22 protein-coding genes, 1 tRNA gene and 1 pseudogene are annotated in these 25,213 nt (G+C 68.1%); 10 read left to right on the forward strand and 14 right to left on the reverse strand.

What is annotated here, in order from left to right; translation table 11 throughout:
* Nucleotides 1–186: 186 nt before the first annotated feature.
* The 3 genes and pseudogenes from OG758_RS29795 to OG758_RS49115 all read right to left on the reverse strand — a co-directional run bounded on the left by OG758_RS29795 (nucleotide 187) and on the right by OG758_RS49115 (nucleotide 3,593).
* The gene (locus OG758_RS29795; RefSeq protein WP_326712762.1) at nucleotides 187–696 is read right to left on the reverse strand and encodes a hypothetical protein; all 510 of its coding nucleotides are present in this window, start codon (nucleotides 694–696) and stop codon (nucleotides 187–189) included.
* Between the two features lie 192 nt (nucleotides 697–888).
* Entirely contained in the window at nucleotides 889–3,135 is a 2,247-nt protein-coding gene (locus OG758_RS29800) for a hypothetical protein (protein WP_326712763.1), read from the reverse strand.
* Nucleotides 3,135–3,593 (reverse strand): annotated as a pseudogene (locus OG758_RS49115) (hypothetical protein). Before OG758_RS49115 ends, OG758_RS29800 begins: the two are co-directional and overlap by 1 nt.
* A gap of 1,590 nt (nucleotides 3,594–5,183) precedes the next feature.
* On the opposite strand from OG758_RS49115, the gene OG758_RS29815 reads away from it, so the two are divergent.
* Nucleotides 5,184–5,339 (forward strand): DUF397 domain-containing protein, encoded by a 156-nt coding sequence (locus OG758_RS29815; RefSeq protein WP_326712766.1) that lies wholly within the window; start codon nucleotides 5,184–5,186, stop codon nucleotides 5,337–5,339.
* 1 nt (nucleotide 5,340) lies between these two features.
* On the opposite strand, the gene OG758_RS29820 is transcribed toward OG758_RS29815, so the two are convergent.
* On the reverse strand, nucleotides 5,341–5,700 hold the full coding sequence (locus tag OG758_RS29820) for a hypothetical protein (RefSeq protein ID WP_326712767.1): 360 nt from the start codon (nucleotides 5,698–5,700) through the stop codon (nucleotides 5,341–5,343).
* Nucleotides 5,701–5,910: 210 nt separating this feature from the next.
* Here OG758_RS29820 and OG758_RS29825 point away from each other — a divergent pair, with 210 nt between their 5' ends.
* On the forward strand, nucleotides 5,911–6,531 hold the full coding sequence (locus OG758_RS29825) for a TetR/AcrR family transcriptional regulator C-terminal ligand-binding domain-containing protein (protein ID WP_326712768.1): 621 nt from the start codon (nucleotides 5,911–5,913) through the stop codon (nucleotides 6,529–6,531).
* 751 nt (nucleotides 6,532–7,282) lie between these two features.
* Here the strand turns inward: OG758_RS29825 and OG758_RS29830 are convergent.
* From OG758_RS29830 to OG758_RS29845, 4 genes are all read right to left on the reverse strand, one after another.
* On the reverse strand, nucleotides 7,283–7,606 hold the full coding sequence (locus tag OG758_RS29830) for a hypothetical protein (RefSeq protein ID WP_326712769.1): 324 nt from the start codon (nucleotides 7,604–7,606) through the stop codon (nucleotides 7,283–7,285).
* A 215-nt stretch (nucleotides 7,607–7,821) separates the two neighbouring features.
* Nucleotides 7,822–9,894: a hypothetical protein gene (locus OG758_RS29835; protein ID WP_326712770.1), complete on the reverse strand. Its 2,073-nt coding sequence runs from the start codon at nucleotides 9,892–9,894 to the stop codon at nucleotides 7,822–7,824.
* Between the two features lie 64 nt (nucleotides 9,895–9,958).
* Nucleotides 9,959–10,315: a hypothetical protein gene (locus tag OG758_RS29840; RefSeq protein ID WP_326712771.1), complete on the reverse strand. Its 357-nt coding sequence runs from the start codon at nucleotides 10,313–10,315 to the stop codon at nucleotides 9,959–9,961.
* Between the two features lie 295 nt (nucleotides 10,316–10,610).
* Nucleotides 10,611–10,682 (reverse strand) — tRNA-Cys (locus tag OG758_RS29845).
* Nucleotides 10,683–10,895: 213 nt separating this feature from the next.
* Here OG758_RS29845 and OG758_RS29850 point away from each other — a divergent pair.
* From OG758_RS29850 to OG758_RS29865, 4 genes are all read left to right on the forward strand, one after another.
* Nucleotides 10,896–12,425 carry an MFS transporter gene (locus OG758_RS29850; protein WP_442810356.1) on the forward strand — a complete coding sequence of 510 codons (1,530 nt, stop codon included), beginning with the start codon at nucleotides 10,896–10,898 and terminating at the stop codon, nucleotides 12,423–12,425.
* 274 nt (nucleotides 12,426–12,699) lie between these two features.
* Entirely contained in the window at nucleotides 12,700–14,508 is a 1,809-nt protein-coding gene (locus OG758_RS29855) for a DEAD/DEAH box helicase (RefSeq protein ID WP_266563704.1), read from the forward strand.
* A gap of 361 nt (nucleotides 14,509–14,869) precedes the next feature.
* The gene (locus tag OG758_RS29860) at nucleotides 14,870–15,511 is read left to right on the forward strand and encodes an IclR family transcriptional regulator (protein WP_266671017.1); all 642 of its coding nucleotides are present in this window, start codon (nucleotides 14,870–14,872) and stop codon (nucleotides 15,509–15,511) included.
* A gap of 405 nt (nucleotides 15,512–15,916) precedes the next feature.
* Entirely contained in the window at nucleotides 15,917–16,657 is a 741-nt protein-coding gene (locus tag OG758_RS29865; RefSeq protein ID WP_326712772.1) for a S16 family serine protease, read from the forward strand.
* 43 nt (nucleotides 16,658–16,700) lie between these two features.
* On the opposite strand, the gene OG758_RS29870 is transcribed toward OG758_RS29865, so the two are convergent.
* The 5 genes from OG758_RS29870 to OG758_RS29890 all read right to left on the reverse strand — a co-directional run bounded on the left by OG758_RS29870 (nucleotide 16,701) and on the right by OG758_RS29890 (nucleotide 21,063).
* Nucleotides 16,701–17,669, reverse strand: a complete 969-nt coding sequence (locus tag OG758_RS29870; protein WP_326712773.1) for a glycine betaine ABC transporter substrate-binding protein — start codon at nucleotides 17,667–17,669, stop codon at nucleotides 16,701–16,703.
* Nucleotides 17,666–18,520, reverse strand: coding sequence for an ABC transporter permease (locus OG758_RS29875; protein WP_326712774.1), 855 nt, complete (start codon nucleotides 18,518–18,520; stop codon nucleotides 17,666–17,668). Before OG758_RS29875 ends, OG758_RS29870 begins: the two co-directional genes overlap by 4 nt.
* Nucleotides 18,517–19,734, reverse strand: coding sequence for a betaine/proline/choline family ABC transporter ATP-binding protein (locus OG758_RS29880; protein WP_326716077.1), 1,218 nt, complete (start codon nucleotides 19,732–19,734; stop codon nucleotides 18,517–18,519). Before OG758_RS29880 ends, OG758_RS29875 begins: the two co-directional genes overlap by 4 nt.
* A 79-nt stretch (nucleotides 19,735–19,813) precedes the next feature.
* Nucleotides 19,814–20,461, reverse strand: coding sequence for an ABC transporter permease (locus OG758_RS29885; RefSeq protein ID WP_326712775.1), 648 nt, complete (start codon nucleotides 20,459–20,461; stop codon nucleotides 19,814–19,816).
* Between the two features lie 131 nt (nucleotides 20,462–20,592).
* Nucleotides 20,593–21,063 (reverse strand): Lrp/AsnC family transcriptional regulator, encoded by a 471-nt coding sequence (locus OG758_RS29890; RefSeq protein WP_326712776.1) that lies wholly within the window; start codon nucleotides 21,061–21,063, stop codon nucleotides 20,593–20,595.
* Nucleotides 21,064–21,185: 122 nt separating this feature from the next.
* On the opposite strand from OG758_RS29890, the gene hppD reads away from it, so the two are divergent.
* Genes hppD through nthA form a run of 4 tightly spaced genes read left to right on the forward strand, consistent with a single transcriptional unit; the run spans nucleotide 21,186 to nucleotide 23,502 of the window.
* On the forward strand, nucleotides 21,186–22,340 hold the full coding sequence (gene hppD, locus OG758_RS29895) for a 4-hydroxyphenylpyruvate dioxygenase (RefSeq protein WP_326712777.1): 1,155 nt from the start codon (nucleotides 21,186–21,188) through the stop codon (nucleotides 22,338–22,340).
* A 22-nt stretch (nucleotides 22,341–22,362) separates the two neighbouring features.
* Nucleotides 22,363–22,647, forward strand: a complete 285-nt coding sequence (locus OG758_RS29900; protein WP_116512741.1) for an SH3-like domain-containing protein — start codon at nucleotides 22,363–22,365, stop codon at nucleotides 22,645–22,647.
* The gene (locus tag OG758_RS29905) at nucleotides 22,640–22,915 is read left to right on the forward strand and encodes an SH3-like domain-containing protein (protein ID WP_100593959.1); all 276 of its coding nucleotides are present in this window, start codon (nucleotides 22,640–22,642) and stop codon (nucleotides 22,913–22,915) included. Before OG758_RS29900 ends, OG758_RS29905 begins: the two co-directional genes overlap by 8 nt.
* A complete protein-coding gene (nthA, locus tag OG758_RS29910) occupies nucleotides 22,915–23,502 on the forward strand; it encodes a nitrile hydratase subunit alpha (RefSeq protein WP_326712778.1) in 588 nt (195 codons plus the stop codon). Before OG758_RS29905 ends, nthA begins: the two co-directional genes overlap by 1 nt.
* Nucleotides 23,503–23,538: 36 nt before the next feature.
* On the opposite strand, the gene OG758_RS29915 is transcribed toward nthA, so the two are convergent.
* Entirely contained in the window at nucleotides 23,539–25,206 is a 1,668-nt protein-coding gene (locus OG758_RS29915) for a tetratricopeptide repeat protein (protein WP_326712779.1), read from the reverse strand.
* Nucleotides 25,207–25,213 lie beyond the last annotated feature (7 nt).

Below are 25,213 nucleotides of genomic sequence, written 5' to 3' on the forward strand. Positions count from 1 at the left end.
GCAGGACGCCCGCCGCGACGGCCGATACCTTCCAGGGGCGGCCGTCGCGGCGGGCAGGAAGTCGTCGTCGCGGGGGCTGCGTCCGTCACGTCCTCATCCTGTCGAGGCCGTCAGTCCTGAGGGCACATGGCCGGAACGAGCGCTTTGGGCTCCGGGGCGGGTAATGGCCGACCCACCTTCGTTGTGTCAATCGGCCTGGGCTGAAGGCACTTGATATGGCAAGGATGCCTGTGAGGCGCAACCCAACTCCTTTGCCATGGCGCGTGAGACGGCGTTGAGGACGGCCATCCTGTCGCGCCCTGTGCTCTTCGCCGAGAGCTGGTCCGGGAGTCCAACAAGCTCTGCCTCGACGTAGGGCGTGGACTGCGCCGACTCATCGGGATTCTGCGTCGAGCACTTGAAGTACAGCGAGGCCCCAGTGGTGCCGTGCGTCGCGGCGTACACGCCCATCCGGTAACGGGACGGATCCGAGCCTTCGCTGTCACCTGTGGTCGTGCTCGGGTGGTGCTTAACAGCCGAGAAATCCACGGAGATCAATGGATGACCGGTGGTGTCTCCCGATTTGAAGACGACACACTGGTTCCGTTGCGTCATGTCCTTGTGAAGTGTGTCCGCGGCTCGTTTTAGCGAGAACTTGTTGGGCTTTCCAGAGTCATTAGTTCCGGGGAGTTCAGTGAACGCCTCGGTGTCACCCATGCGCTCGAGAGCCGCAGCCGCCGAAGCGTCGAGGGTTGACGCGCATACATGGGAAGCGGTCAAGCTCGGCTCAGCCTTCTTTCCGCCGTCGCCGTCACTGCACGAGGCAAGGCCGAGCGTAGCCAGGGCAATACTCGCCGCCACCTGGCACGTAATGCGGGCACGTGGCCGTCTGCTGATCCGTTGCACAGGTCAGTCCTTGTGTGGAGCGAGGCCACGGTAGTCGTTTTCTTGCGAGCCGGTTCCGTAGTACGCGTTGTTGATGTCCTCGTTCCAGTCCTGTTGGTTGCCGATATCCTTGGCCTTGGGGCTGTCCTCAATGTAGGACGCATATTCGGATCCGAGCTGATTTACGCCCTTCTTGTAGAATTCACTGCTCGTCACCTGAGCCTGTTGAGTGGGATCCTTTTCTGCCGCGTCCACACCCTTGTCGACCTGATGCCCGATAAAGGTATTAACCGCCTCCCCCACGGTGTCCGCAGCGAGCGGCGCGACTACGAGAGCGGCTGCCGTGGACCCCGGAAGCGGAATCGCGGCGATACCGCCGCCGACGACCGCTCCGGCCCCGAGCTTGATCCAGTCGGCGGACCGTCCCAGCGATTTGTTGGCCTCTTCCGAACCAGCCTTGTACGTAGCTTCGGCCTGCTGAACCCGGGAGTTGTCGAGAATGCCCCGGGCCTGGGCCTCGGTGGTCAGCACGTCATGGGCGTGTCCGATGTTGGCGTCGGTCGTCGGGGGGTAGGCGTCGAGGGCGCTCAGTGCGTAAAGGTGCTGCGCGGCAGTGACGGCACGGTGTGAATTCTCGTCCTGTCCGAGAACGCTCAAGAAGTTGATCGCACCCTCGTTGGTGAAGTGCGCGCGCCCGGGATATTTGGGTGGGAAGGTATCGCCGTCCATGGCGCTCTCGCCGACACCGGACAGGTTGTAGTCGAGGTCGTCGATGTAGGCGCCGCCCATCTTGCCCAGACTGTCGGCCAGTTCTGGTTGGGCATGCAGCATATCCGGCCCCTCTTTGCTGCCGTAGAGGTATGCGACCTGCTCCATGACGCCCGCTGTCGCGGCTGTGCGGTGATCTCCGGCCTGCATGGCCTTTGCGTCGGCGTCGTATGGGTAACCGATGGTGGCTGCTTCCAATGCGTGCCCGAGGGAGTCACGTCCAGCCACGACCTTGTCATTGCCGTCAAGCGTGGCATCGGAGAGCCAGATGCGGTCCTTGGTCAGGTACTTGAGGTGGTCGTTGATCTCGGAGTCCTTGTCAACGCCGGCCCCGGAGCCGTCAGGCTGCTCGAAGAACTGCGTCGACGCGTCCGGGTTGTGCCCGAGCGCTTCGAGGAAACCAGTCATCGGATCGCGACCGCGGTCGTCCTTGCCCCAGAAGTTGAGGTCTCCCTGGTTCCAGTTATTGACCCAAGGGCTGAGCCCCTTGACGTTGTGTTCCTTGTCGAACGCGTAGAGCTTGTCTCCGTAGTCGTTGAGGAACTGGTCGTCGTAGTCACCGAAGCGCATGAGGTTGCTCATGACGGCGAAGCCGCGAGGGTTGTTGGCGTCGTCAGTTCCGAGTTCGCCCGACCCCAGACTCACCATCTGCTTCTCCCAGCCCCGCATGTTCGCGCTGTCCGAGAGCGTGGCTGTTCCGAGCGTGATGCCCAGGTTCTTCTGAAGCTTCTTTGCCAGAGCCCCGCGCTCCGGGTCGTAATGCATTCCGTAGGGATCGGCAATGCCCGCGTAGAACGTCATGATCTTCTTCGGGCCCGCGTCAACGGCGAACTGCTCGGCGAAGAGAGGATCGTTCTTGTACTTGGCCAAGGTTGAATCGAGGGACGACAGCTCCGTGTTCGTCACGTCATGTGGGTCCTTGCGCAGCGTCTTAGCGGCCTCCTCGGCTGCCTTGATCGCTGCGGCTGCAGAGTCCCGGTCGTTGTAACTGGCGTCCGAGAAGCCGTACTCGGCATGGTCGACGATGAGGCGCAAGGCTTTGGCGGCCGTTGTGTCGCTTTCGCTGGCCTTCTTGAGGATTCCCTCGATCTGGTCACGCAGGCTGGCTGCATTGGTCTTGGCGCCGGCAGGGTCGGTCGTGGGGTTGGGAATGACGTTGAACGAGCCGTTACCTGTGTCCACCACCGTCATGTTTGTGGTCGAATCGATCAAGGTGTTCAACTGGGTCTTGTATGTCCCCAGTTCGCCACGGGTGTCCTTGAGGATCTTGGTGACGGTGTCCGCCTGTGTGTGGGCGTCACTGAACTCCCCCGAGGTCTTGTCGACGAACTCCCGGGTGACGGCCGCGTTGTATCCCGTCCAGTTGGCCCTGTCGGCTTTCCCCTTGAGGTTCTTTTCGGCGTTGTCGGCGACGGTTTTGAGGCCCCGTGCCATCTGATCCCAGTCGTCGATGGCGTCATCGAGCTGGGAGAAGTTGAGGTGGCGGAGGGCGTCGAGATCCATCAGTGTCCCGTCCCTCGCTCGTCGAAGCCCTTGTCCAGCTGGGCGATGCTGCTGATCGTGCCGGCGATGTATACCTCGTCCTTGGCGTGCACACCTTTGGTGTAGTCAAGGTGGTTGGAGATGTGGGCCGTCGCGTCGAGAAGGTTCTGAACTTGGTCGACCCAGTGCGTGGCGACGTGATCCAGCGCCTCCCCCAGCGCGAACCCGTCGCTCTTCTTCAGGCTGCTCGTGACCTTCATGGAAGAGAGGCGGGCGCGGTCGCTGACGCCCTCGAATTCTGTGCGGAGTTCCTATGCGGCGTTACCGACTGCTGCCAGGTCTGTCTGGTTGACGGTGAGATCGCCGTGCGGGCTCGCACCTCCGCCGCCTGGATCCGTCGGAATACTGTTGAGTTGCATGTTGGCCGAGTGCCGGGCTGCCGCCTCGGCCTTGAGCTGATCCCATTCTTCCCAAGCCATGGGTGAGCACCTTTCCCCCGTGTACCCGGTTGCTTCTGTGATCGCCAGATGCGTTGGTTCGATCAAGTTAGCAACTCGCTGCGAAGATCACAGATCGGAGGGTGATACCGCAGATGCAAACCGGGAGGAATACCTCAACCGCCGCTGGGGCTAGGCCACCTTCGACTCGGGCGGGCGGCACGTGGCGCACTTGCCTGGCTCCGGGGAGCGGAATGCGCGGTCGCAGCCGTCGCAGTTCTGGAGTGGGGCCGGGCGGGGTGGGGGCGGGGTCGTGGGTGCGCGTGCGGGCAGGGGTGGGGGGAGTAGCTCCGTCAGGCGGTGGGACAGGAGGGCTGCCGGGCTGCGGAGGGGTTCCGGTGGGAGGCCGGCCGTGAGGGTTCGGCGGACCGCCTCCGGGGTGATGCCGCGGTCCAGCCATGTCGTCACCGCGGGCGCCAGACGGTGTACGTCGCGGGTTGCGAGCAGGAGGCGGGGGTCGTCGCGGCGTAGGTCTGCGAGGAGTGACGCGGCCGGGTCGGAGGGAGTGGAGGGCGTTGAGTTCTCGGGGGTCGCGGCCGGTGGCGTTGAGGGGGCGATTGGCAGATTTGGGCGCGGGGGAGTTGCCGGAGTGTGGGGTTTCCGCGAGGGATTTGGCGCTGAACTGCCAATCATCGCGCGCGGGTTGTTGTACGACGTCGTGCGCGTGACCACTCGGCCTGATGCCAGGCGCTCTCGGGTTCGGGTCAGGTAGCCGTGTGCTTCCAGTTCGCGTAACGCCGCTGCGATGCGGACCTCGCCCTCCGGGAAGCGGGATGCCAACGTCTTGATCGTGGCGCTGGCTCCGCGTGAGAGTGACTGGATGTGGGCCGCCAAACCGATGGCCGTCAGGGAGAGCTGGCGGTGCTGGACCAGGTGGTTGCCTACGACCGTGAAGCGGTCCGCGTGGCGGCGGTTGATGTGGTGGATGCCGCCCGGGGGAACGTCCGCCGGAACCTGGGACTGGCCGCACGGGGGCGCGTTAAGCTGCTGATCAGCCATCGGGAAGGTTCTGCTTCCTTGGTGGTTAGGCCCTCGCCTCGGGATGCCAGTCCCTGCGGGGGCCGTTCTGTGTCTTGGGTTGCGTTTGTGCTGCTCTGGGTGAGCGTGGGGTGTGAACGGGGCTTCTTGCAAGCCCAGTTGAGGGTGATCACCCTTGTGGGTGAGGTGCGGGTCCGGGGATCTTGGATTGTGTGGTTGCTCTCCGGGGGTGGTCGCTGAGCCTCCATCTCTTTCGTTGTTCTGCTTCTGTGCGTGGGGGCGGGCTTTCTCGGGCTGAGGTTCGGGAGGGCGGGGCGATGGATTGAGCGAAGGGGAGGAGAAGTCGGGTCCGCGTTCTGACGTCAGGAGGACGGCGTCAGCCCTGACCGGGCTCGGGGCCTGCCTGCGGCGGGGGTGCGGGGGAGGTTAAGGAGGGTTCTCTCCCTGGGGTCTTAGCTTTTGATCGCGTGACCCGCCGGGCAATGGGCCACCGCGTCGTGAGTTCCTCGATGTGGTCGAGACGTCTTCGACAGCACCAATTCCGCCCATACCGTCTTGGCTGGGGGTGGCCCCAGTTTCGTACCCCATGCTGGAGTGGTCCAAGAGCAGCTACAGCAGCAGCGACCCAGTGACTGCGTCGAAGTCGCCACTACCTCGATAGCCGTCCACATCCGCGACTCCAAGGCCTCTCAGAAGCCGCACCTCGTCGTTTCGCCGGTGGCCCGGTCTGTCTTTGTCGCTGCGCGGTGAGTTACCAGCCCGGCTCGCCGTCGCGGGCGTAGTCGTACTCGTCGCCGTAGCGCATGCAGGTGTTTTCGGCGCGGATGAAGGGCTTGTCCGTGTAGTAGTCGTCCGGGGCGGTGGCGAGTGGAGCTCCGGGCCGCGCTGTCGCGGGTGCAGGTGCCGTAGAGATCGCCACCGGTGTGAGGTGGCTCCGGCGGGAGAGGGAGGTGCCGCTGTCGTGGCTGCACGGCGCGGTGAGGCCTTTGGTGCGGCCGGGGCGCCACCACTGCCGCGCGACCTTGGCCGGCGCGACAGCGGTGACGATATCCCCCGTTATCCCCCGTTGTGTGAGCCGGTTCGCCCCGGGCTCACGTCCCCGTACGCCCATGCGCGACGCGCTAATGCTCCCCGCCGCGCATTAGGGTGTGGCCACGCTATCCGCAAGCCGGTCGGGCGCGCAAAGGGAAACTGACAGGAATCGTCCTGACCGCACGTGAAGATCTGGTGCCCATCGGACCCGTGCCCGGTTGGCGTCCGGCTGGGTCCTGCCCGGCGGCTCGGCGTTTGCCTGGGTGTCGCGGCGTCTACATTGGCGTCGATGACTGAGCGACCACAGCACGGCTCCGCCCGCCCCGGCGGACGTACGGCCCGCACCCGCGCGGCCGTCCTCGCGGCCGCGTTGCACGAGCTTGAAGAGACCGGGTTCAGCGGGCTCACCCTTGACAAGCTCGCGGCCCGTTCGGGTGTGCACGTCTCGACGATCAGGCGCCGCTGGCGCAGCGTCGAGGGCGTCGTCGTCGATCTGATGGCCCAGCACAGCAAGACGATCGCCACGCCGGACTCCGGTGAGTTCCGTCAGGACCTGTACGAGCTGGCCGAGGCCATCGCCGGGTTCCACACCCAGCCGCGCAGTCGCAACCTCGTCGAGGCGATGGTGGCCGCCGCCGCGTATGACCCGCACATCGCGGATCTTGTCCGCGGCGCTTTCGTCGCGCGCACCGAAGTCGTGACGGCGCTGGTTCACCGTGCGGTGGACCGGGGTGAGGTTCCGCCGGGCACGGACGCGTACGAAGTCATCGCCGCCCTGAGCGCGCCCTTCTATTACCGGTTGCTCATCATGCGGGGCTCCATCGACGAACGGCTGGTCCGCGCGAGCGCCGAGGCGGCGTACCGGGCGGCGCGTGGCGGGGTTTTCGGTGGGGAGGGGGCGGGGGGCTAGATGTGCAGTCGGTGTGAGGGCCCGGCCGCCGCACGTGGGCGGGTGCAGCGATCGACTCCAGCCGAACGGGCGCGGCCGCGTGGTGCCGCCCGCACGACTCATTCATGGCGGTGACCAGCGCAGACGCGTGTGTGACGGTCGCGCGCCGGGCGTGCAGATCGAGCAAACTTCGGCCCTCTTCGTACCCTCAGGCGCTGCCGGGAACTTACTGTTGAGTACGAGGGCCGCCCCACTTCCCCCCCCGTGGTTGGGCGGCCCTCATTCCGTTTGCGGAAGCTCGGTGGTCATCCAGTGGCCGCACGGTGGAATTGCAATGGTCCAGGCCTATGGTGTGGCGGCACTGCCGCGTCACGGGGGTGGCAGGAGTGGTCGGAGGGGCCCCGTATCTGATGCGGGGCCCTGTACGACCGATCGTGGGGTTCGCTGCGACTCAGCGTGAGGTTCGCTCTGCGCGGGGAGGTTCGCTCCGCGGGTGAGGGGCGGGCTGGCGCGCCGACTGGGCCGGGGTGGCCGACTGCGGGTCTCGGTGAAGCCGTACTTTGGGAGTGCGAACTTCGCGGAGAGAGGACGGCAGCGGTGACGACAGGTGAGTCTTCAGGTCGCCAGGATCCGGCGGACGGGCCCGAGCCGCGCTCTTACGAGCCGGGCCCCTCCGCCGGGAAGCTACTGCTGTTTGTGGCGGTGTTCGTCGCGTTCGCGGTGATTGTTGTCGGTGGGGGCGTCATTCTTGCGGCCGGAGGGTGAGGCCGACTCAGGGCGGTGCGCAGCCCACGGCCTTCATGGTCGCGGGCATGTAGGCGCGCATGAACTGCTCGATGTCACTTCTCAGGTGTAGCACCGATCCTTCCTGGGTCAGTCTTAGGGCGATGGTGAAATGATCTCCCTTGCCACTTTTGCATCGAGTGGTAGAGATCGCCCCGTTGTCTCCGATGGCCGCGGACTCGGCCAAGCGCATCCGAGTGGGGTCCCAAAGGCCGGTGACAGCGTCGTCAGGCGAGGCGAATTTCAGCGGATCGATGGAATCCGGATGCCAGGAGAACTGGAATCGGAGAGCCCGCTCCTTACCGACGCTCACGATGCACCACGCCGACCCGGATTCCCCCCAGCCGGCGCTATGCCACTCGGATACTTTTTCACTGGGCTTCAGCAGTGGTTCGATGAGACCCCTGGCGACCTTCGTGCCGCAGATAGATTTTGGCGGAGTGACGTGTTGTGCGCTACAGGAAGTCAGCGTGACTAGGGATGAGAGGGTGGCCAGGGTGAGTGGTCCAACTGATTTGCGATTGAAGCTCACTTGCTCCCTTTCCCGGAAACGCCACGCGCGCGCTCGATTCCCGCACTTGCAGCCTGCTCCGTATAGTGGCGCAGTTCGTATGGGGCTTCCCCGCCACTACCGTGCACCTTCCACCACTCCTCGGTGAGAGCCATCAGCTGCTTATTCCTGCTACCGTATTCCGCGACTGCGGCGTCGGAGGCTTTTTCGTCTAGCTTCTCTTGTTCGTCAGCAAGCCATTTTTCTGTGACGTAGTCGACACCTGCCTGAACTTCATCACCACCCACGGGGATGTAGCCGATGGCTTGGTCAACCACCCATTTGTGCTTGAATTCGGCAATCTTTGGGTCACCTTTTGCTTCAACGCTCGCCTGCTCCAAGAACCCCATCGTTCGCCCCGCTTGAATTAGAGATTCCTTGGGGTGGGCTTGGTCGGAGGCGTGAATGTCTGAGATGATGGCGTGGTTGATTCCGCTGTTGAGCGTTGCGTATGATCCCTGATCTTTGGAGATCTGCTTCACGACTTCATAGAGCTCATCTTGCTTTAGCTCGGGATCCGTCATGTCGATGTCGCTCGCCGCCGCATGCACCGTATCCCCGTGATTGACGAGGATCTTTGCCATGGGTTCCCGCAAGGACGCCGGGAACTTGTCGCCCTCGTCTGCCAGGTACTTCAGGGACGACTTGAATACCTTGTTGTTGTCGGCGGAGTGCTCCACGTACTTGGCGTTCGGGTCCGACGGGTCCAGGCCCGTTGCTCCTGCCTGGAGTGCTGCCGCGAAGCCTGCTCGGGTGTCCGTGTCGAGGGACGGTGTGTACACCGTCGCCTTCGGCGTCTCCTCCGTGTGCAGCGTGATCTTCCAGTCGCGTTCGTGCATCAGGTACTTCATGCGGTCGTCGTCTTTGAGGTAATGCGCGGCCGTGGCCGGCTCGTGGCTCATGATGCCGAGTACGCCGTCGACCGGGTCGTTGGCGAACCAGCCGTCCTGATTCCCGCTGTACTCGCCCTTGAGGTCCCAGATATCCGGGTTCTTCTTCTCGGCCTTGATCATGTCGTCGCCGAGGTCCTCCAGGTAGTCGCGCCCGTATCCGTCACCGTGCTGCATGAGCGTGACCAGCGACTGGTATCCGTGGACCTTGTCCAGCCTGGCTGCCTGGAAATCGGTGTCGCAGCGGGCGACGCCCGCCTTCCGCATTTCCGTCCGCCAGTCCTTGTACCACTGGGAGTCGGGGTCCTTGGTGGCCGTTGCGAGGGAGTTGGCGAGGCCCGTTTCGAGGGATGCGTAGTCCGCCGCGCGCCGGGGGTCGGTCATGTGGGCGAGGTCGCCCAGGTTGTTGGTCAGACGGATCGTGCCGCTCGGGCCCAGGCTGTCCAGGAGGGTGCGGCTGAATGCCGGATCGTGGCAGTTGTCGCGGAACGAGCGTTTCAGTTCGGCCAGTTGGGATGGCGTGAGTCGCTCGCCGTCGGCGAGTTCGCGGGCGGATTCCTTTGCTACGGCGACCTCGTATTGTTCGATGTCCCCCTTGGCGCGGGCGTTGAATCCGTTTCCCGTACCGTCGGTGAGGTCGGAGTCGAAGACGGCTGCGCTCAGCGCGATCTCGACGCCCGTGTCGGCGTCCCCCACTGCACGCACTGCCTTGTCGATACGCGCCTGCCAGGATTCCACCGCCCTGTGAACCTCGGCCCTGCTGCCGGGGTCGTGCATCGCCGAGCCGGACTCGCTCACGGCCGCGCGTTCCTCGTCGTATGCCACCAGACCGCGTTCCGAGACCTTTATGCCGGCCTTGACGGCTGCCTCGCGCTCGGACTTGAGGTGGACGCGCAGCGTGGTGAACTGCGCGTGAGCGTCCCGGAGGAGCGAGGCGATCGCCTTTGCTTCCGTCTGGGCGTTCTGGAATTCGTGGAGCGTTACGTCGAAACGTTTGCCGGCCGCGTCGGCGCTCAGGCCGGTCCAGGTCGCGGGGGACGGCGGGCCGGGCGTGATGCCGTGCACGTCCCGCTTGTACTCCGTCTCCCGCTTTCCGAATTCCTTCGCCATACCGTCCCAGCGGTCGGCCGCCGTGGTGAGCGTGGCGAGGTCTGTGGTCATGATCTCGTGGTACGTGGGCATGGGTCGGTCCTCGTGCCTCGGTCGGGGATGAGCCGTACGGCGGTCAGTAGCGGTCGAGCATCGACGACGTCCGGACGTGTGCCCCCACCCCGAAGTCCGTCCCCTGGAGGAGTGCCGTGGTGGCGCGCAGCGACACCTTCTCCGAACTCAGCCTGTTCATAAGGGACTTCACTTGATCGCCCCAGGCCTTGTGCGCCTTCTTCAGGGACGACGACGTGACCCAGCCGTGCCCGTCCTTCGCGTCGAACGCCCGGACGGCGGCGCCCGTGTCCTCGTCCGCCCACTCGCCCGAGCGGCGCGTGCCGGGCTCGATGTCGCTCTCGATCGCCCGGGCCGCAGCACGCTTCCGCGCCGGCGACGAAGCGAGGTTCTGCTGCCCCTGGGCAGGTCCGATGACCATGATGCTGATGTCCTCCCCGTGTCGGTACTCACATCCCCCGTGCCGCCCAACTGCCTTGTGGCTGGGCGGGATTCTGGGCAACGAGGGACAGGACGCGCTGGTCACCCCACGTCCGGGTGATCAGTGCCGAAGCCCGGTAGCGGGCGGGGTGGACGGGCATCCGTCTCGGGTGACGTAATCCGTCTGCCTTGACGGGGTGCGCTGCGATACCTGGGCCGATGCCGTCACCGCCGTAGGCCAACGCCAAAGGGGCGCCCCGCCGAAACGGGGCGCCCCTTCACGAGCGTGCTGGTCGAGGCCGTGACCGGAATCGAACCGGTGTGCTTCGCTTTGCAGGCGAATCCCTAAACCACTCGGGCACACGGCCAACTGAGTTCGGAACAACGTTCGTTGAACTCGATGTCTTGACCGTACGGCCCGTCCGCCGTCGCGCCAAGAGGGGCGCGTGCGTCGCAATGTGACTGCCATACGGCGTTCATGGTGGGCGGGGCGTGTACGAGGAGTCGTACGACCAAGGGACCAGGGGAACGGGGACCATCGACAGGGGTCAATCGGTGTCGTGCCCCTTACCCTGAAGTCCATGACCGCCCTGGAACCGTCCGGTGTCGGGGGCGATGCCGCCCGGGACATCGCCCCCGACGCCCTCGCCGAACTCGCTGCCGAACTCGGTGCTGATGGCGCTGCCGATATGGCTGCCGATCTCGCTGCCGACGTCAGGGCCGGTGAAGGCGTGCTCGGGCGCGGCTATCGCGCCCTCAGCATCGGCATCGTTTCCGTCGTCCTGCTGATCGCGTTCGAGGCCACCGCTGTCGGGACCGCCATGCCCGTCGCCGCGCGTGAGCTCGACGGGGTGTCGCTCTACGCGTTCGCCTTCTCTGCCTACTTCACCACCAGCCTCTTCGGCATGGTGCTGTCCGGGCAGTGGGCCGACCGGCGTGGGCCGCTGGCGCCCCTGGGGGCGGGGATCGCCGCGTTCGCGGCCGGGCTGCTGCTCGCCGGGACCGCGGGGTCGATGTGGATGTTCATCGCCGGGCGGGCCGTGCAGGGGCTGGGGGGCGGGCTGGTCATCGTGGCGTTGTACGTCGTGGTGAGCCGCGCCTATCCGGAGCGCCTGCGGCCCGCGATCATGGCCGCCTTCGCCGCGAGCTGGGTCGTCCCCTCCGTGGTCGGGCCGCTCGCCTCCGGCGCCGTGACCGAGCACCTCGGATGGCGGTGGGTGTTCATCGGGATCCCCGTGCTGGTCGTGTTCCCGCTCGCGCTCGCCCTGCCGCAGATCCGGCGTCGCGCCGCCGGACCCGCCGAAGGCGCCGTCCCGGGCGCCGTCGACCGGCGTCGTGTCCGGCTCGCTCTCGGGATCTCCTTCGGCGCCGGGTTCCTTCAGTACGCGGCCCAGGACCTGGCCTGGGTCTCCCTTCTTCCTGGCGCCGTGGGCGTCGCCCTGCTCGTGCCGGCCGTGCTCGGGCTGCTGCCCCGGGGTACGTACCGCGCCGCCCGCGGTCTGCCCGCCGTGGTCCTCCTGCGCGGGGTCGCCGCCGGGTCCTTCATCGCGGCGGAGTCCTTCGTGCCGCTGATGCTCGTCACCCAGCGCGGGCTCTCGCCGATGGCTGCCGGGCTGTCACTGGCGGTGGGCGGGGCCACGTGGGCGCTGGGCTCGTACGTGCAGTCCCGGCCGGGACTGGAGCCGTACCGGGAGCGCATGATGGCGGGCGGGATGGTCCTGGTGGCCGCGGCCATCGTGACCGCGCCGAGCGTGCTGATCCAGGCCGTGCCGGTGTGGATCGTGGCGGTGGCGTGGGGCTTCGGGTGTCTCGGGATGGGCCTGGTGATCTCGTCCACGAGCGTGCTGCTGCTCCAGTTGTCCGCGCCGGAGGAGGCGGGGGCGAACTCGGCCGCGCTGCAGATCTCGGACGGCCTGTCGAACGTCGTCCTGCTGGCCGTGGGCGGCGCCGCGTTCGCCGCGCTCGGGGGCGGGGCGGTGGGAGCCGCGCACGGCGAGACGGCGGCCGGCGGGTCGCATCCTGCGGCGTTCGCGGCGGTGTTCCTGCCCATGGCCGTGGTGGCGCTGGTCGGGGCGTGGGTGGCCACCCGGGTACGGGCCGAGCGGCGCTGACGGCCCGTCCCGTGACCGGTGTGAGCCTGACCGCAGGACCGGTGTGAGCCCCACCGCACGACCGGTGTGAGCCTCACCGCACGACAGATGTGAGGCCCGTCGCATCCGGTGCCCGAGCTCCCGAGTCTGCCCCGGGAAGCGAGGGGCCCACCGGTAGGGTGGCCCGGTTGTCGTACGTACCCGACCCCTTCGAGCATCGCCCCGTCCCGCGCCCCGCCCCCTACGCGTAACCCGCCTCGTCGCCCCGTTCCCGCGCCCGTCGAACCCGGAGACCGTGACTACCACCGCCGCCGCCACCACCGCTTCCGCCTCCTCCCACCACCTCTCACCCGCCTTCCCGGGCCGCGCCCCCTGGGGCACCGCGGGCAAGCTGCGTGCCTGGCAGCAAGGGGCCATGGAGCGGTACCTCCAGGAGCAGCCGCGAGACTTTCTCGCCGTCGCCACCCCGGGCGCCGGCAAGACGACGTTCGCGCTCACCCTCGCGTCCTGGCTGCTGCACCACCACGTCGTGCAGCAGGTGACCGTGGTCGCGCCGACCGAGCACCTGAAGAAGCAGTGGGCCGAGGCCGCCGCGCGCATAGGGATCAAGCTGGACCCGGAGTACAGCGCGGGGCCGCTCAACAAGGAGTACCAGGGCGTCGCCGTCACGTACGCGGGTGTGGGCGTGCGGCCGATGCTGCACCGCAACCGCAGCGAGCAGCGCAAGACGCTCGTCATCCTCGACGAGATCCACCACGCCGGTGACAGCAAGTCGTGGGGCGAGGCGTGCCTGGAGGCCTTCGAGCCGGCGACCCGCCGACTCGCCCTCACCGGTACGCCGTTCCGCTCGGACACGAACCCCATCCCCTTCGTCCAGTACGAAGAGGGCAAGGACGGCATCAGGCGCTCCTCCGCCGACTACACGTACGGCTACGGCAGCGCGCTCGGCGACGGCGTCGTGCGGCCCGTCATCTTCCTCTCCTACAGCGGCAACATGCGGTGGCGCACCAAGGCCGGCGACGAGATCGCCGCCCGGCTCGGCGAACCCATGACCAAGGACGCCATCAGCCAGGCCTGGCGCACCGCCCTCGACCCGCGCGGCGAGTGGATGCCGAGCGTGCTGCGCGCCGCCGACCAGCGGCTCACCGAGGTCCGCAAGGGCATCCCGGACGCCGGCGGTCTCGTCATCGCCGCCGACCAGGACTCCGCCCGCGCCTACGCCAAGCTGATCCGGGAGATCACCGGCACGAAGCCCACCACAGTCCTCTCCGACGACACCGGCGCGTCGAAGCGGATCGACGACTTCTCGGGGAGCAACGACCGCTGGATGGTCGCCGTCCGCATGGTGTCCGAGGGCGTCGACGTGCCCCGGCTCGCCGTGGGTGTCTACGCGACGACGATCTCGACCCCGCTCTTCTTCGCGCAGGCCGTGGGCCGTTTCGTACGTTCACGGCGGCGCGGCGAGACCGCGTCCGTCTTCCTGCCCACCGTCCCCGACCTCCTCGGCTTCGCCAACGAGATGGAGGTCGAGCGCGACCACGTGCTCGACAAGCCGAAGAAGGACGGGGAGGAGGACCCCTACGCCGAGTCCGAGCAGGAGATGGACGAGGCGAACAAGGAGCAGGACGAGGACACGGGGGAGCAGGAGCAGTTCTCCTTCGAGGCGCTCGAGTCCGAGGCCACGTTCGACCGGGTCCTCTACGACGGCGCCGAGTTCGGCATGCAGGCCCACCCGGGGAGCGAGGAGGAGCAGGACTACCTCGGCATTCCCGGGCTCCTCGAACCCGACCAGGTGCAGATGCTGCTCCAGAAGCGGCAGGCCCGGCAGATCGCGCACAGCAAGAAGAAGCCGGACAGCGAGGCCGACCTCCTTGAGATGCCGGCCGAGCGGCGGCCCGTCGTCTCGCACAAGGAGCTCCTCGAACTCCGCAAGTCGCTGAACACGATGGTCGGGGCGTACGTACATCAGAGCGGGAAGCCGCACGGCGTCATCCACACCGAGCTGCGGCGGGTGTGCGGGGGGCCGCCGAGCGCGGAGGCCACGGCCGGGCAGTTGCGGCAGCGCATCGCGAAGGTCCAGGAGTGGGCCACCCGGATGAAGTGACATCCGCGCGTCGTGCCGGGTCGGCAAGCCGGAAATCGTGTGCGTTACGTGCAGAGGTGGTGCACGCTCCGTTGATCGCGCCCCGCGTAACGGGGCAATCGGTACAGGTCAGGATAGTTACTGCCCGGATTCTGGACGGAGTCTTCCGCTGAGCGGGACGACCTCGCTACATTCCCGGCAACGCACACGCCCCGTGGCAGAGCCGCCGCGGAGCGCAGCCGGTGCGCCATGCGCCTCCGCCCGGGACCATCCGAACCGGGTCGATTGCCGACCGGCGGCCTCTGACGCGCGTCGCCCACGGGACCGGCGTCGCAACCGCCGCGGAGGGGGCCGCCGCCTTCACCACTAAGGAGTGGGCGTCGTGACCGCGGAGACCTCCCAGACGCTCGACCGAGGACTGCGTGTCCTCAAGCTGCTCGCCGACACCGACCACGGACTGACGGTCACCGAGCTGTCCAACAAGCTCGGCGTGAACCGCACCGTCGTGTACCGCCTGCTCGCCACGCTCGAACAGCACGCCCTGGTCCGACGCGACCTCGGAGGCCGAGCACGTGTGGGGCTCGGCGTGCTGCGCCTGGGCCGCCAGGTGCATCCGCTGGTACGGGAGGCCGCGCTGCCGGCGCTGCGATCTCTTGCCGAGGACATCGGGGCCACCGCGCATCTCACGTTGGTCGACGGGTCGGAGGCGCTCGCCGTGGCCGTCGTCGAGCCGACCTGGACGGACTATCACGTGGCGTACCGGGCGGGGTTCCGGCATCCGCTCGACCGGGGGGCCGCGGGGCGGGCGATACTCGCTGCGCGGCAGGGGCTCGTGCCCGAGCCCGGTTACACGCTGACCCATGGGGAGCTGGAGGCCGGTGCCTGTGGCGCTGCGGCGCCGTTGGTGGGGGTGACCGGGCTTGAGGGGAGTGTGGGGGTGGTGATGCTTTCGGACTCCGTGCCTGAGCGGGTGGGGCCGCGGGTTCTTGATGCGGCGCGGGAAGTGGCCGACGCGTTGCGCTAGCGCGCTGCCTGGGCGGTTATTTGTGCGGGGTATCAGTGCCGGTGTTTGTGCGGGGTATCAGTGGCGGGCGTTTTGCGCAGTTCCCCGCGCCCCTTGAAAGGGTCCGATTCCGTCTGCGGGTCAGTCTTGGTTGATTGCGCAGTTCCCCGCGCCCCTGGATGAGGCGTCGGTTCGTTGTCGGCTGCCGGTTCGTCTCGGCTGGTCGCGCAGTTCCCCGCGCCCCTGAGTGAAGCGGTGCCGATTCCCGCGCCCCTGAGTGAAGCGGCGGCGTTTCCCGCGTGTCTTGGATGGCCGACGGGGTGCCCCCGCCACAGTGGTTGCGCCTGTCCCTCGCGTTAGATTGGGCTCGTGCTTCTCTCTCGGATTTCTCGGCCCAGGGCCCTTGCCGTTTGTGCTCTGCCTGTGGTGGCTCTGCTTGCCGTGGCGGGGTTTGCGCCGCTGCCGTTCGCCATCGCGCAGCCCGGGCCGACCACGGATGTGCTCGGGGATTCGAAGGGGAAGCCCGTCATCGAGATCTCCGGGGCGCCCACCCGTGACACCTCGGGGAAGCTGCGCATGGTGACGATCGTGGCCACGGGGCCCGACGCGGAGGTGAGTCTGGGCGATGTCGTCGACAGCTGGTTCCGTACGGACCGTGCGGTCATGCCCCGCGACGCCGTATACCCGGCGGGCGACTCGACCAAGGAGATCGAGCAGCACAACCTCGGCGAGATGAAGAAGTCGCAGGACTCCGCGACCGAGGCCGCGCTCGGCTATCTGAGCAAGGACCCGCAGGACGTGCACGTGAACCTTCAGCTCGCTGATGTCGGCGGGCCGAGCGCGGGGCTCTTCTTCTCCCTCGGCATCGTCGACAAGCTGGACGGCAACGGCAGCGGCGGCGACCTTACCGGCGGCCGTTCCATCGCCGGTACGGGCACCATCACCTCCGGCGGGAAGGTCGGCGCGGTCGGCGGGGTCTCGCTCAAGACGCAGGCCGCCTGGCGGGACGGCGCGAAAGTGTTCCTGGTGCCGAGGGCCGAGTGCGGCGACGCCAAGGCCGAGTTGCCCAAGGGCATGCGGCTGATCCCCGTGACGACGCTGCGGGGCGCGGTGTCCGCGCTGACGGCCCTGGACAAGGGCGACGCGAGCAAGGTCCCCAGTTGCTGAATCCCTGCCCCTGACGGCCGGAGCCCCCGGCAGCCGGATCAGCTCACTCCGTCACGAAGCCCTCCTGCACCAGCCACTCCTTCGCCACGTCGTGCGGGTCCTGGCCATCGACGTCGACCTTCGCGTTCAGCTCCTGCGCGACCGTGTTGTTGAGCTTCTTCGTGATCGGCTCGATGACCTTCGCCATCGCCGGATACTTCTCCAGGGACTTGGTGTTCATCGCCGGGGCCGCGTTGTAGTTCGGGAAGAAGTGCTTGTCGTCCGCCATCACCCGGAGCTTCATCGCCCTGATGCGGCCGTCGGTCGTGAAGACCTCGCCGAACGTGCACGTGCCCTTCGCGGCCTGCGTGTAGATGATCCCGGTGTCCATCTGCGTGATGTTCGCGGTCGGGATGTTCATGCCGTACGCCTTCTCCATGCCCGGCAGCCCGTCCGCGCGGTTGGCGAACTCGCTCTCCACGCACAGCGTCACGGCCTTGGGGTTCTTCTTGGCGAGCGCGGCCACGTCCGAGAGGGTCTTCGTTCCGTACTTCTTGAAGTTGGCCTCGTTCATGGCCAGCGCGTACGTGTTGTTGAGCGCGGACGGCGGCAGCCAGGTGATGCCGTTCTTGAGGTCGGCGTCGTGCACGGCCTGCCACTGGGCCTGCGGGTTCGGGATGGGATGGGAGTGGCCCAGGTAGGTGATCCAGGCTGTGCCCGTGTACTCGTACATCCCGTCCGCGTCACCGTTCTTGATGGCCTCGCGGGCGCCGATGGAGCCCTGGATGCCGGTGCGGTCGAGGACCTCGGCGCCGGCCGCCTTGAAGGCGATGCCCATCATGGCGCCGAGGATCAGCTGTTCGGTGAACTCCTTCGATGTGACGGTGATGTTGGCGCCCTTGAGCGGCTCGCCCTGGCCGACCGAGCCCGGTTTCACGTCGTCGACCATCGGGCTGCCGCTGGTCAGTCCGCAGCCTGCGAGCAAGGACGCCGTGAGGCACGCTGCCGCCGCCGCACGGTACGTACGCCTCATACCCGGACCTCCAACCCGCGGGGTCGCAACAGGAGTTCGGCCAGTGACGCCAGCCAGTCCACGAGCAGGGCCAGCGAGACCGTCAGGACCGAGCCCAGGACGAGGACCGGCATGCGCTGGTTGGTGATGCCGGTGGTGATGAGGACGCCGAGTCCGCCACCGCCGCCGAAGGTGGCGAGGGTCGCCGTGCCGACGTTCAGGACGAGCGCGGTGCGCACGCCCGCGAGGATCAGCGGCACGGCCAGCGGCAGTTCGACCTTGCTGAGGACGCCGAGCGGTGACATGCCGATGCCGCGCGCCGATTCGAGGAGTGTGGGGTCGTTCGCCTTCAGGCCCGCGATCGTGTTGGAGAGCACGGGCAGGATCGCGTAGATGATGATGCCGATCAGGGCCGACCGCCGGCCGATGCCCAGCCAGATCACCAGCAGGGCGAGCAGGCCGATCGCGGGGGTGGCCTGGCCCATGTTGGCGAAGGCGAGGGCGACCGGGGTCGCCTTGCGGAACATCTTGCGGGTGAGCAGGATGCCCAGCGGGATCGCGATGATCAGCACGAAGAACGTGGAGACCACCGTCAGGTAGATGTGCTGCTTGAGGAGCTTCCACACCACACCGCCCGCGATGGCGTTCTCGGAGATCGTGTCCAGGGTGGCCTGCTGGAACCAGATCCAGGTGGCCAGCAGCACGGCCGCGACCACGGCCGGCAGGAACGTGAGCTTCTGCCAGGAGATCCGGGGCTTCTCGCGGACCGGTGGCGCCTCCTGCTCGGCCTCGCCCTCGTCGCGGAAGGCGACGCCCTTTACCTCGTGCTCGCCCTCCGGGCGCTTGCCCGGGGGCGACTTGGGGGTGTTCACGCCTTCGGTCCCCCCTCGCCTTCCTGCTCCTGGTGGGTCTGCTGGGCCCGCAGTTCCTCCAGTTCGTGCTGGTGCTCCACGGCTTCGAGTCGGTCGGCGTCCAGGAGTTCGTGCACGGAGTTCATCAGCGTCTCCATGTCGACGACGCCCTCGTACTCGCCGCGCCGCCCGGTGACCGCGACGCGTCCCGCGTTGTCGGTCAGGACCGCTTCGAGCGCGTCGCGCAGGGTCGCGTCCCGGGTCACCGTGTCGTGCACGAGGGTGCCCGCGCGGGCCAGTGACCCCTTGGCGCGCATGAGGTCGCCGCGCCGCAGCCACTTGTAGGGGCGGCGCTTCTTGTCGAGCAGGAGCAGTTCGTTGGTGCCCGCGTCGCGCAGCTTGTCGAAGATGGTCTGGAGGGGGTCGTCGACCTGCACCGTCGGGTAGTCGGTGACCTCCACATCCCGTACGCGGGTGAGGTTGAGGCGCTTGAGGGCGGCGCCCGCGCCGACGAAGCCGGACACGAAGTCGTCGACGGGGTTGGTGAGGATGGCCTCGGGGGTGTCGAACTGGGCGATGTGCGAGCGCTCGCGCAGGACCACGATGCGGTCGCCGATCTTGATCGCCTCGTCGAAGTCGTGGGTGACGAACACGATCGTCTTGTGCAGCTCGCGCTGGAGGCGGATCAGCTCGTCCTGGAGGTGGTCGCGGGTGATCGGGTCGACGGCGCCGAACGGCTCGTCCATCAGGAGTACGGGCGGGTCGGCCGCCAACGCCCGTGCCACGCCCACGCGTTGCTGTTGGCCTCCGGAGAGCTGGCGTGGATAGCGGCCGCGGAACTCGGCCGGATCGAGGCCGACCAGGTCCAGCATCTCCTCGACGCGCGCCTTGATCCTCGACTTGGACCAGCCGATCATCTTCGGCACCAGGGCGATGTTCTGCGCGACCGTCATGTGCGGGAAGAGGCCCGAGGACTGGATCGCGTAGCCGACCTTGCGGCGCAGCTTCACCGGGTCCATGTCCGTGACGTCCTCGCCACCGATCCTGATACGGCCGCTGGTGGGCTCGATGAGCCGGTTGATCATCTTGAGGAGGGTGGTCTTGCCGCCACCCGAGGGTCCTACGAAGATGACGGTCTCGCCCGCCTTGATCTCCAGGCTGACGTTGTCGACGGCCGGGGCGGCGGACCCCGGATAGCGCTTGGTGAGGTTCTCCAGCTCGATCGTCGCCCCCATCGTGGAGGAGGGCTGCCCCGCGCCGGCGTCGGCGGTGGCGGTCGCCGTGGCGGTGGACGCGGGGGTCTCTGGCACGGAGTCAGACACGGATCCCCCTCGGGATGGTCATGCGGCCGATGAGGACGTAGGCGGCGTCGAAGAGGAGCGCGAGGATGATGATGCCGATCGTGCCCGCGAGGACCTGGTTGAGCGCGTTCTTGCTGCCCAGGGACGCGATGCCGCGGAAGATCTCGTTACCGAGGCCGGGGCCGGACGCGTAGGCGGCGATGGCGGCGATGCCCATCAGCATCTGGGTGGAGACCCGGATCCCGGTGAGGATCGGCGGCCAGGCCAGCGGCAGCTCCACCTTGGCGAGCCGGGCGATGCGGGACATGCCGATGCCGCTCGCCGCGTCGATGAGGGAGGGGTCCACGCCTCGCAGGCCCACGATCGAGTTCCGCACGATGGGCAGCAGCCCGTACAGGGTCAGCGAGATGACGGTCGGCGGGACGCCGAGGCCGACGATCGGGATCAGCAGACCGATCATGGCGAGCGAGGGGATCGTCAGGATGGTCGAGGTCGCCAAGGTGGCGACGTTGCCCGCCCACTCGCTGCGGTAGGTGAGGACGCCGATGAGGACGCCGGCGAGGGTCGCGACGACCATGCACTGGAAGACGAGGCTGGCCTGCTGATAGGCATCCGCCAGCAGCTGCTGATGGCGGGTGCTGATGTACTCCCAGAAGTTCATGGGCCTCACCTCCTTGCGCCGGGCTGACGTCCGGCCGGCTTCGGCCGGTGGTCCGGGGTTGTCCCCGGGAAGACGCAGCGCCGGCGCTCACCTCGTCCGGGCGGACTCCGTGAGCGTCGAGGACGTGCCGGTCAGGAATCCGACGAGGCCTGCTCCACGAGCGGGATGATCCGCAGCGGAACGGGGTTTTCCATGACGATCGCGGTGGAAGCCCGGACGATGCCATCAAAACCCACGACCCGGTCGATCACCCGCTGGAGATCGGCGTTCGAGCGGGCCACGAGGCGGCACAGCATGTCGCCGCTGCCGGTCGTCGTGTGGAGTTCGAGGACCTCGGGGACCGTGGTCAAGTGCGCCCTGACATCGGATCCTTGACCCTGCCGGATCTGGAGCGTGGCGAACGCCGTGACCGGATAGCCGAGGGCCGCCGGGTCGACCTGAGGCCCGAAGCCGCGGATGACTCCGTTCGACTGAAGCCGGTCGAGGCGCGCCTGCACGGTGCCGCGCGCGACCCCCAGGCGCCGGGACGCCTCAAGGACCCCGATCCGGGGCTCGCGCGCGAGCAGCAGGATCAGCTGTCCGTCCAGATGATCGATCGCCATACGGGCCTCCGTGATGGTCATCCTGTACAGATCGCTCGCCCATATTGCCGATCCGCTGAGCAGATTGACCACCGGAATCGCAAACTATTGCGCACCTTGTGGTTAGGAGAGAGCCTCGGACCATGGCAGCTACTTCTGCGCACATCCAGCCCACCCCCGACACCGCGCGCGAGGCCGACCCCTTCCCGGTGAAGGGAATGGACGCGGTCGTCTTCGCCGTGGGCAACGCCAAACAGGCCGCCCACTACTACTCGACCGCCTTCGGCATGAAGCTCGTGGCCTACTCGGGCCCGGAGAACGGCAGCCGCGAGACGGCCTCCTACGTGCTCACGAACGGCTCCGCCCGCTTCGTGTTCACCTCCGTCATCAAGGTCTCCACCGACTGGGGCCACTTCCTCGCCGACCATGTGGCCGAGCACGGTGACGGCGTCGTCGATCTCGCCATCGAGGTCCCGGACGCCCGCGCCGCGTACGCGTACGCCGTCGAGCACGGCGCCCGCGGCATCACCGAGCCGTACGAGTCCAAGGACGAGTTCGGCACCGTCGTGCGGGCTGCGATCGGCACGTACGGCAAGACCCGCCACACGCTCGTCGAGCGCACCGGGTACGACGGCCCGTATCTGCCCGGCTTCGCCGCGGCCGATCCGATCGTCGAGCCGACGGCCAAGCGCACCTTCCAGGCCGTCGACCACTGCGTCGGCAACGTCGAGCTCGGCAAGATGAACGAGTGGGTCGGCTTCTACAACAAGGTCATGGGCTTCACGAACATGAAGGAGTTCGTGGGCGACGACATCGCGACCGAGTACTCGGCGCTGATGTCGAAGGTCGTCGCCGACGGCACGCTCAAGGTCAAGTTCCCGATCAACGAGCCGGCCATCGCCAAGAAGAAGTCCCAGATCGACGAGTACCTGGAGTTCTACGGCGGCGCCGGCGTCCAGCACATCGCGCTCGCCACGAACGACATCGTCGCGTCCGTACGGACCATGCGCGCCGCGGGCGTCCAGTTCCTGGACACCCCCGACTCGTACTACGACACCCTAGGCGAGTGGGCCGGCGAGACGCGGGTGCCCGTGGAGACGCTGCGCGAGCTGAAGATCCTCGTCGACCGCGACGAGGACGGCTACCTGCTGCAGATCTTCACCAAGCCGGTCCAGGACCGGCCGACCGTCTTCTTCGAGATGATCGAGCGGCACGGCTCGATGGGCTTCGGAAAGGGCAACTTCAAGGCGCTCTTCGAGGCGATCGAGCGCGAGCAGGAGAAGCGCGGCAATCTGTAGGGGGCGCGTCTAGGCTGGCCCTATGGCCAGGATCAACGACGTGGGCGGCATGACAGGGTTCGGCGCCATCGACACCACCGACGACGCCGAGCCCTTTCACGCGGACTGGGAGGCGCGCGTCTTCGCCCTCCAGCGCGCGCTCCTCGTCAAAGGGGTCTTCAACCTCGACGAGTTCAGGGACGCCATCGAGACGATGCCGCCGGGCGAGTACCTCGCGGCCTCGTACTACGAGCGCTGGTTCCACGCGATCCGCACGCTCCTCGAACGCAAGGGCGTCATCGAGGAAGGGGCGCTGCGCGATGACTGACCGGTTCGCGGCCGGCGCCCACGTCCGCACGTACCCGCACGACCCGCCGCACCACACGCGCCTGCCGCGGTACGCCCGCGGAAAGCGCGGCGTCGTGGTCGAGCCGGAGGGGCGGGCACCGCTCGCCGACGTGCGCGCGCAGGGCCGGGACGACGCCCCTGTCGAGATGATCTACGCGGTCCGGTTCGCGGCGCGCGAGCTGTGGGGCGAGGGCGACCACCACGTCGTACTCGACCTGTCGGAGAGCTATCTGAGGGAGGCCGAGTGATGTCCGGTACGCACGAGGACGCGGTGATCTCCCGTCAGGTGCGATGCCTGGAGAGCCTGTTGGAGGCGCAGGACATCGTCGGGGGCGACACCGTCGACGAGGTCATCGACGGGTTCCTGGCGGGCGCCTCGCCCGTGAACGGCGCGAAGGTCGTGGCCCGCGCGTGGACCGACCCCGCCTACCGCGAGCGGCTCCTCGCCGACGGCACCGCGGCGGTGGGTGAACTGGGCTTCTCCGCCGGGGGAGTTCAGAAGCAGCGGCTGCGCGTCGTCGAGAACACTGCCGGCACGCACAACGTCATCGTCTGCACGCTGTGCTCCTGCTATCCCCTGCGTCTGCTCGGTCCCTCGCCCGGCTGGTACAAGAGCGAGGCGTACCGCTCCCGCGTCGTGCGGGACCCGCGCGGCGTCCTCGCCGAGTTCGGCGTGACGCTCCCGGAGTCCGTGGACATCACGGTCTGGGACTCCAGCGCGGAGACGCGGTACATGGTCCTGCCCAGGCGCCCCGCGGGAACGGACCGCCTGAGCGAGGAAGAACTGGCGTCCCTGGTCACGCGGAACGGGCTCATCGGGACGGGTGTGCTTTAGGGGGCCGCCGGGGTCCCGGGTCCCGGGTTCGGGGGGTTACGCGCCGGGGGGCTTGGGCGTCTGAGGGGCCTGCCGGGGCGATGGCTCGGCCGGGGACGGAGGCCTGGCAGGCGGGGCCGCGGACTTGGGCGGCGCGACGGGGGCGGTCGGGCGGGCCGCGGGGCTTTGGCCCGCCGGACGCTGGGATCCGGGGCGCTCGGGGGCCGAGCTCCTGGGTGCCGCGTGGTGCCCCGGCGCCGGTGCCACGTTCGCCCCCGTCTCCCGCGCCTTGTCGGGCCGGTCGGCCGGCGGGTCGCCCAGCGCGGCCAGCGCCTCCTTCGCGAGCGGGGACAGGAGCGGCGAGAACGTCGGGTTGATGCGCAGGGCCTCACCGATGTGCCGGCGGGCGGGCCCGTCCAGCCCCAACTTCCTTTCCACTTCACCCCGGTGGTAGGCGATCAGCGCACTGCGTACGGTGCCCCCGTGCTCCGGGTCCGTCGCGCGCTGCGCGTACTTCAGCGCCTCCTTGTCGTCGCCCGCCCTGTGCAGCGCCCAGCCCAGCGCGTCCGCGGTCTGCACGCTCGGCGCCCGCTTCCACTCGGCCCGCAGCCGGGTCACGGCCGCCCGCGGGTCCCCGTGGTCCGCCTCGAACCGGCCGAGGAGGAGTGAGTCGTCGACCCCGTTCGCCCCGTCCGCGTCCACCCGCTTCCGCAGCAGGCCGTACTGTGCCTTCGCCGCGTCGCCGAACCCGATCGACTGGTACAACTCGCCCAGTTCCAGGGCGTACTCGGGTCGCGGATACCTGGCGAGGACGCTCCGGTACGCCTGGACCGCCTCCGTCGTACGGCCCAGCGACGCCAGGGCGCGGCCCTTCCCGGCGAGCGACGCGTCATGGTCGGGGTCGGCCGCGAGGGCCTGGGCGAAGTAGTTCAGCGCTTGTGCGGGCTCGCCCCGCTCCCACATCAGCTGGCCCGCCCGGTGCAGACACACGGCCTGCTCGGACGGTGTCGAGGCGAGCGCCGCCGCGTCGGTCAGCGACGCGAGCGCGTCGTCACGCCAGCCGCGGTCCCGGTAGACCTGCCCCTCGCGCGCCATCACGGCCGCGCCTGAGCGCAGCTTCGTCAGCGTCTGCAGGGCCCGGTCCACGGCCTTGTAGTCGCCGAGCCGCCCGTAGGCGTCGATGAGCAGCGGATACGTCGTCCACCGCTTCGGCGCCAGCTTCACAGACGCCTCGCCCCACTTCTTCGCGGCGCGGTAGTCGTGCCGCGCGTCGGCGAGCGCGGCGAGCCCGTTCAGGGCGTCCACGTTCCCGGCGGGCCGCGTCTTCAGCGAGATCTGCAGCGCGCGCTCGGCCTTCGGGTAGTACGCCGAGTCGGCCGTCCGCTGCCCCCGCTCCACGTAGGCGGCCCCGAGCACCGCCCACGACCGGTCGTCACGCGGATGGGCCCGCAGATACGCCTCGCGCTCCCTGATGAGGGCCATCAGGTCGGGCAGCGACGCGGCGGCCCCCGCGGCCTCCGCGGTCGCCGCGCGGCCGGCGGACCCCGGAGCGGGGGCCGCGCCGCGCTCCGACGAAGAGGGCGGCACCAGCAGGATGCCGCCGAGCACCAAGGCCCCCGTGACGGCGCTGACCAGTCCGCCCCTCGCCAGCGGGGACAGGGGGCGCTCCGGCTCGGGAACCGTGGTCGGAGCCTGCTGTTCCGCTTCGATCTCCTCGGTCTTCATGGCGCAC

The sequence above is a fragment of the Streptomyces sp. NBC_01474 genome, assembly GCF_035918215.1.
Taxonomy (GTDB): Bacteria; Actinomycetota; Actinomycetes; order Streptomycetales; family Streptomycetaceae; genus Streptomyces; species Streptomyces aureus.

Excerpts from the sequence above, each read along its gene's own strand:
- OG758_RS29795 (WP_326712762.1), bottom strand. The coding sequence starts at position 696 with ATGGGTGACACCGAGGCGTTCACTGAACTCCCCGGAACTAATGACTCT.
- OG758_RS29800 (WP_326712763.1), bottom strand. The coding sequence starts at position 3,135 with ATGGATCTCGACGCCCTCCGCCACCTCAACTTCTCCCAGCTCGATGAC.
- OG758_RS29820 (WP_326712767.1), bottom strand. The coding sequence starts at position 5,700 with ATGGGCGTACGGGGACGTGAGCCCGGGGCGAACCGGCTCACACAACGG.
- OG758_RS29825 (WP_326712768.1), top strand. The coding sequence starts at position 5,911 with ATGACTGAGCGACCACAGCACGGCTCCGCCCGCCCCGGCGGACGTACG.
- OG758_RS29835 (WP_326712770.1), bottom strand. The coding sequence starts at position 9,894 with ATGACCACAGACCTCGCCACGCTCACCACGGCGGCCGACCGCTGGGAC.
- OG758_RS29840 (WP_326712771.1), bottom strand. The coding sequence starts at position 10,315 with ATGGTCATCGGACCTGCCCAGGGGCAGCAGAACCTCGCTTCGTCGCCG.
- OG758_RS29850 (WP_442810356.1), top strand. The coding sequence starts at position 10,896 with ATGACCGCCCTGGAACCGTCCGGTGTCGGGGGCGATGCCGCCCGGGAC.
- OG758_RS29870 (WP_326712773.1), bottom strand. The coding sequence starts at position 17,669 with ATGAGGCGTACGTACCGTGCGGCGGCGGCAGCGTGCCTCACGGCGTCC.
- OG758_RS29880 (WP_326716077.1), bottom strand. The coding sequence starts at position 19,734 with ATGGGGGCGACGATCGAGCTGGAGAACCTCACCAAGCGCTATCCGGGG.
- OG758_RS29885 (WP_326712775.1), bottom strand. The coding sequence starts at position 20,461 with ATGAACTTCTGGGAGTACATCAGCACCCGCCATCAGCAGCTGCTGGCG.
- OG758_RS29890 (WP_326712776.1), bottom strand. The coding sequence starts at position 21,063 with ATGGCGATCGATCATCTGGACGGACAGCTGATCCTGCTGCTCGCGCGC.
- hppD (WP_326712777.1), top strand. The coding sequence starts at position 21,186 with ATGGCAGCTACTTCTGCGCACATCCAGCCCACCCCCGACACCGCGCGC.
- OG758_RS29900 (WP_116512741.1), top strand. The coding sequence starts at position 22,363 with ATGGCCAGGATCAACGACGTGGGCGGCATGACAGGGTTCGGCGCCATC.
- OG758_RS29905 (WP_100593959.1), top strand. The coding sequence starts at position 22,640 with ATGACTGACCGGTTCGCGGCCGGCGCCCACGTCCGCACGTACCCGCAC.
- nthA (WP_326712778.1), top strand. The coding sequence starts at position 22,915 with ATGTCCGGTACGCACGAGGACGCGGTGATCTCCCGTCAGGTGCGATGC.
- OG758_RS29915 (WP_326712779.1), bottom strand. The coding sequence starts at position 25,206 with ATGAAGACCGAGGAGATCGAAGCGGAACAGCAGGCTCCGACCACGGTT.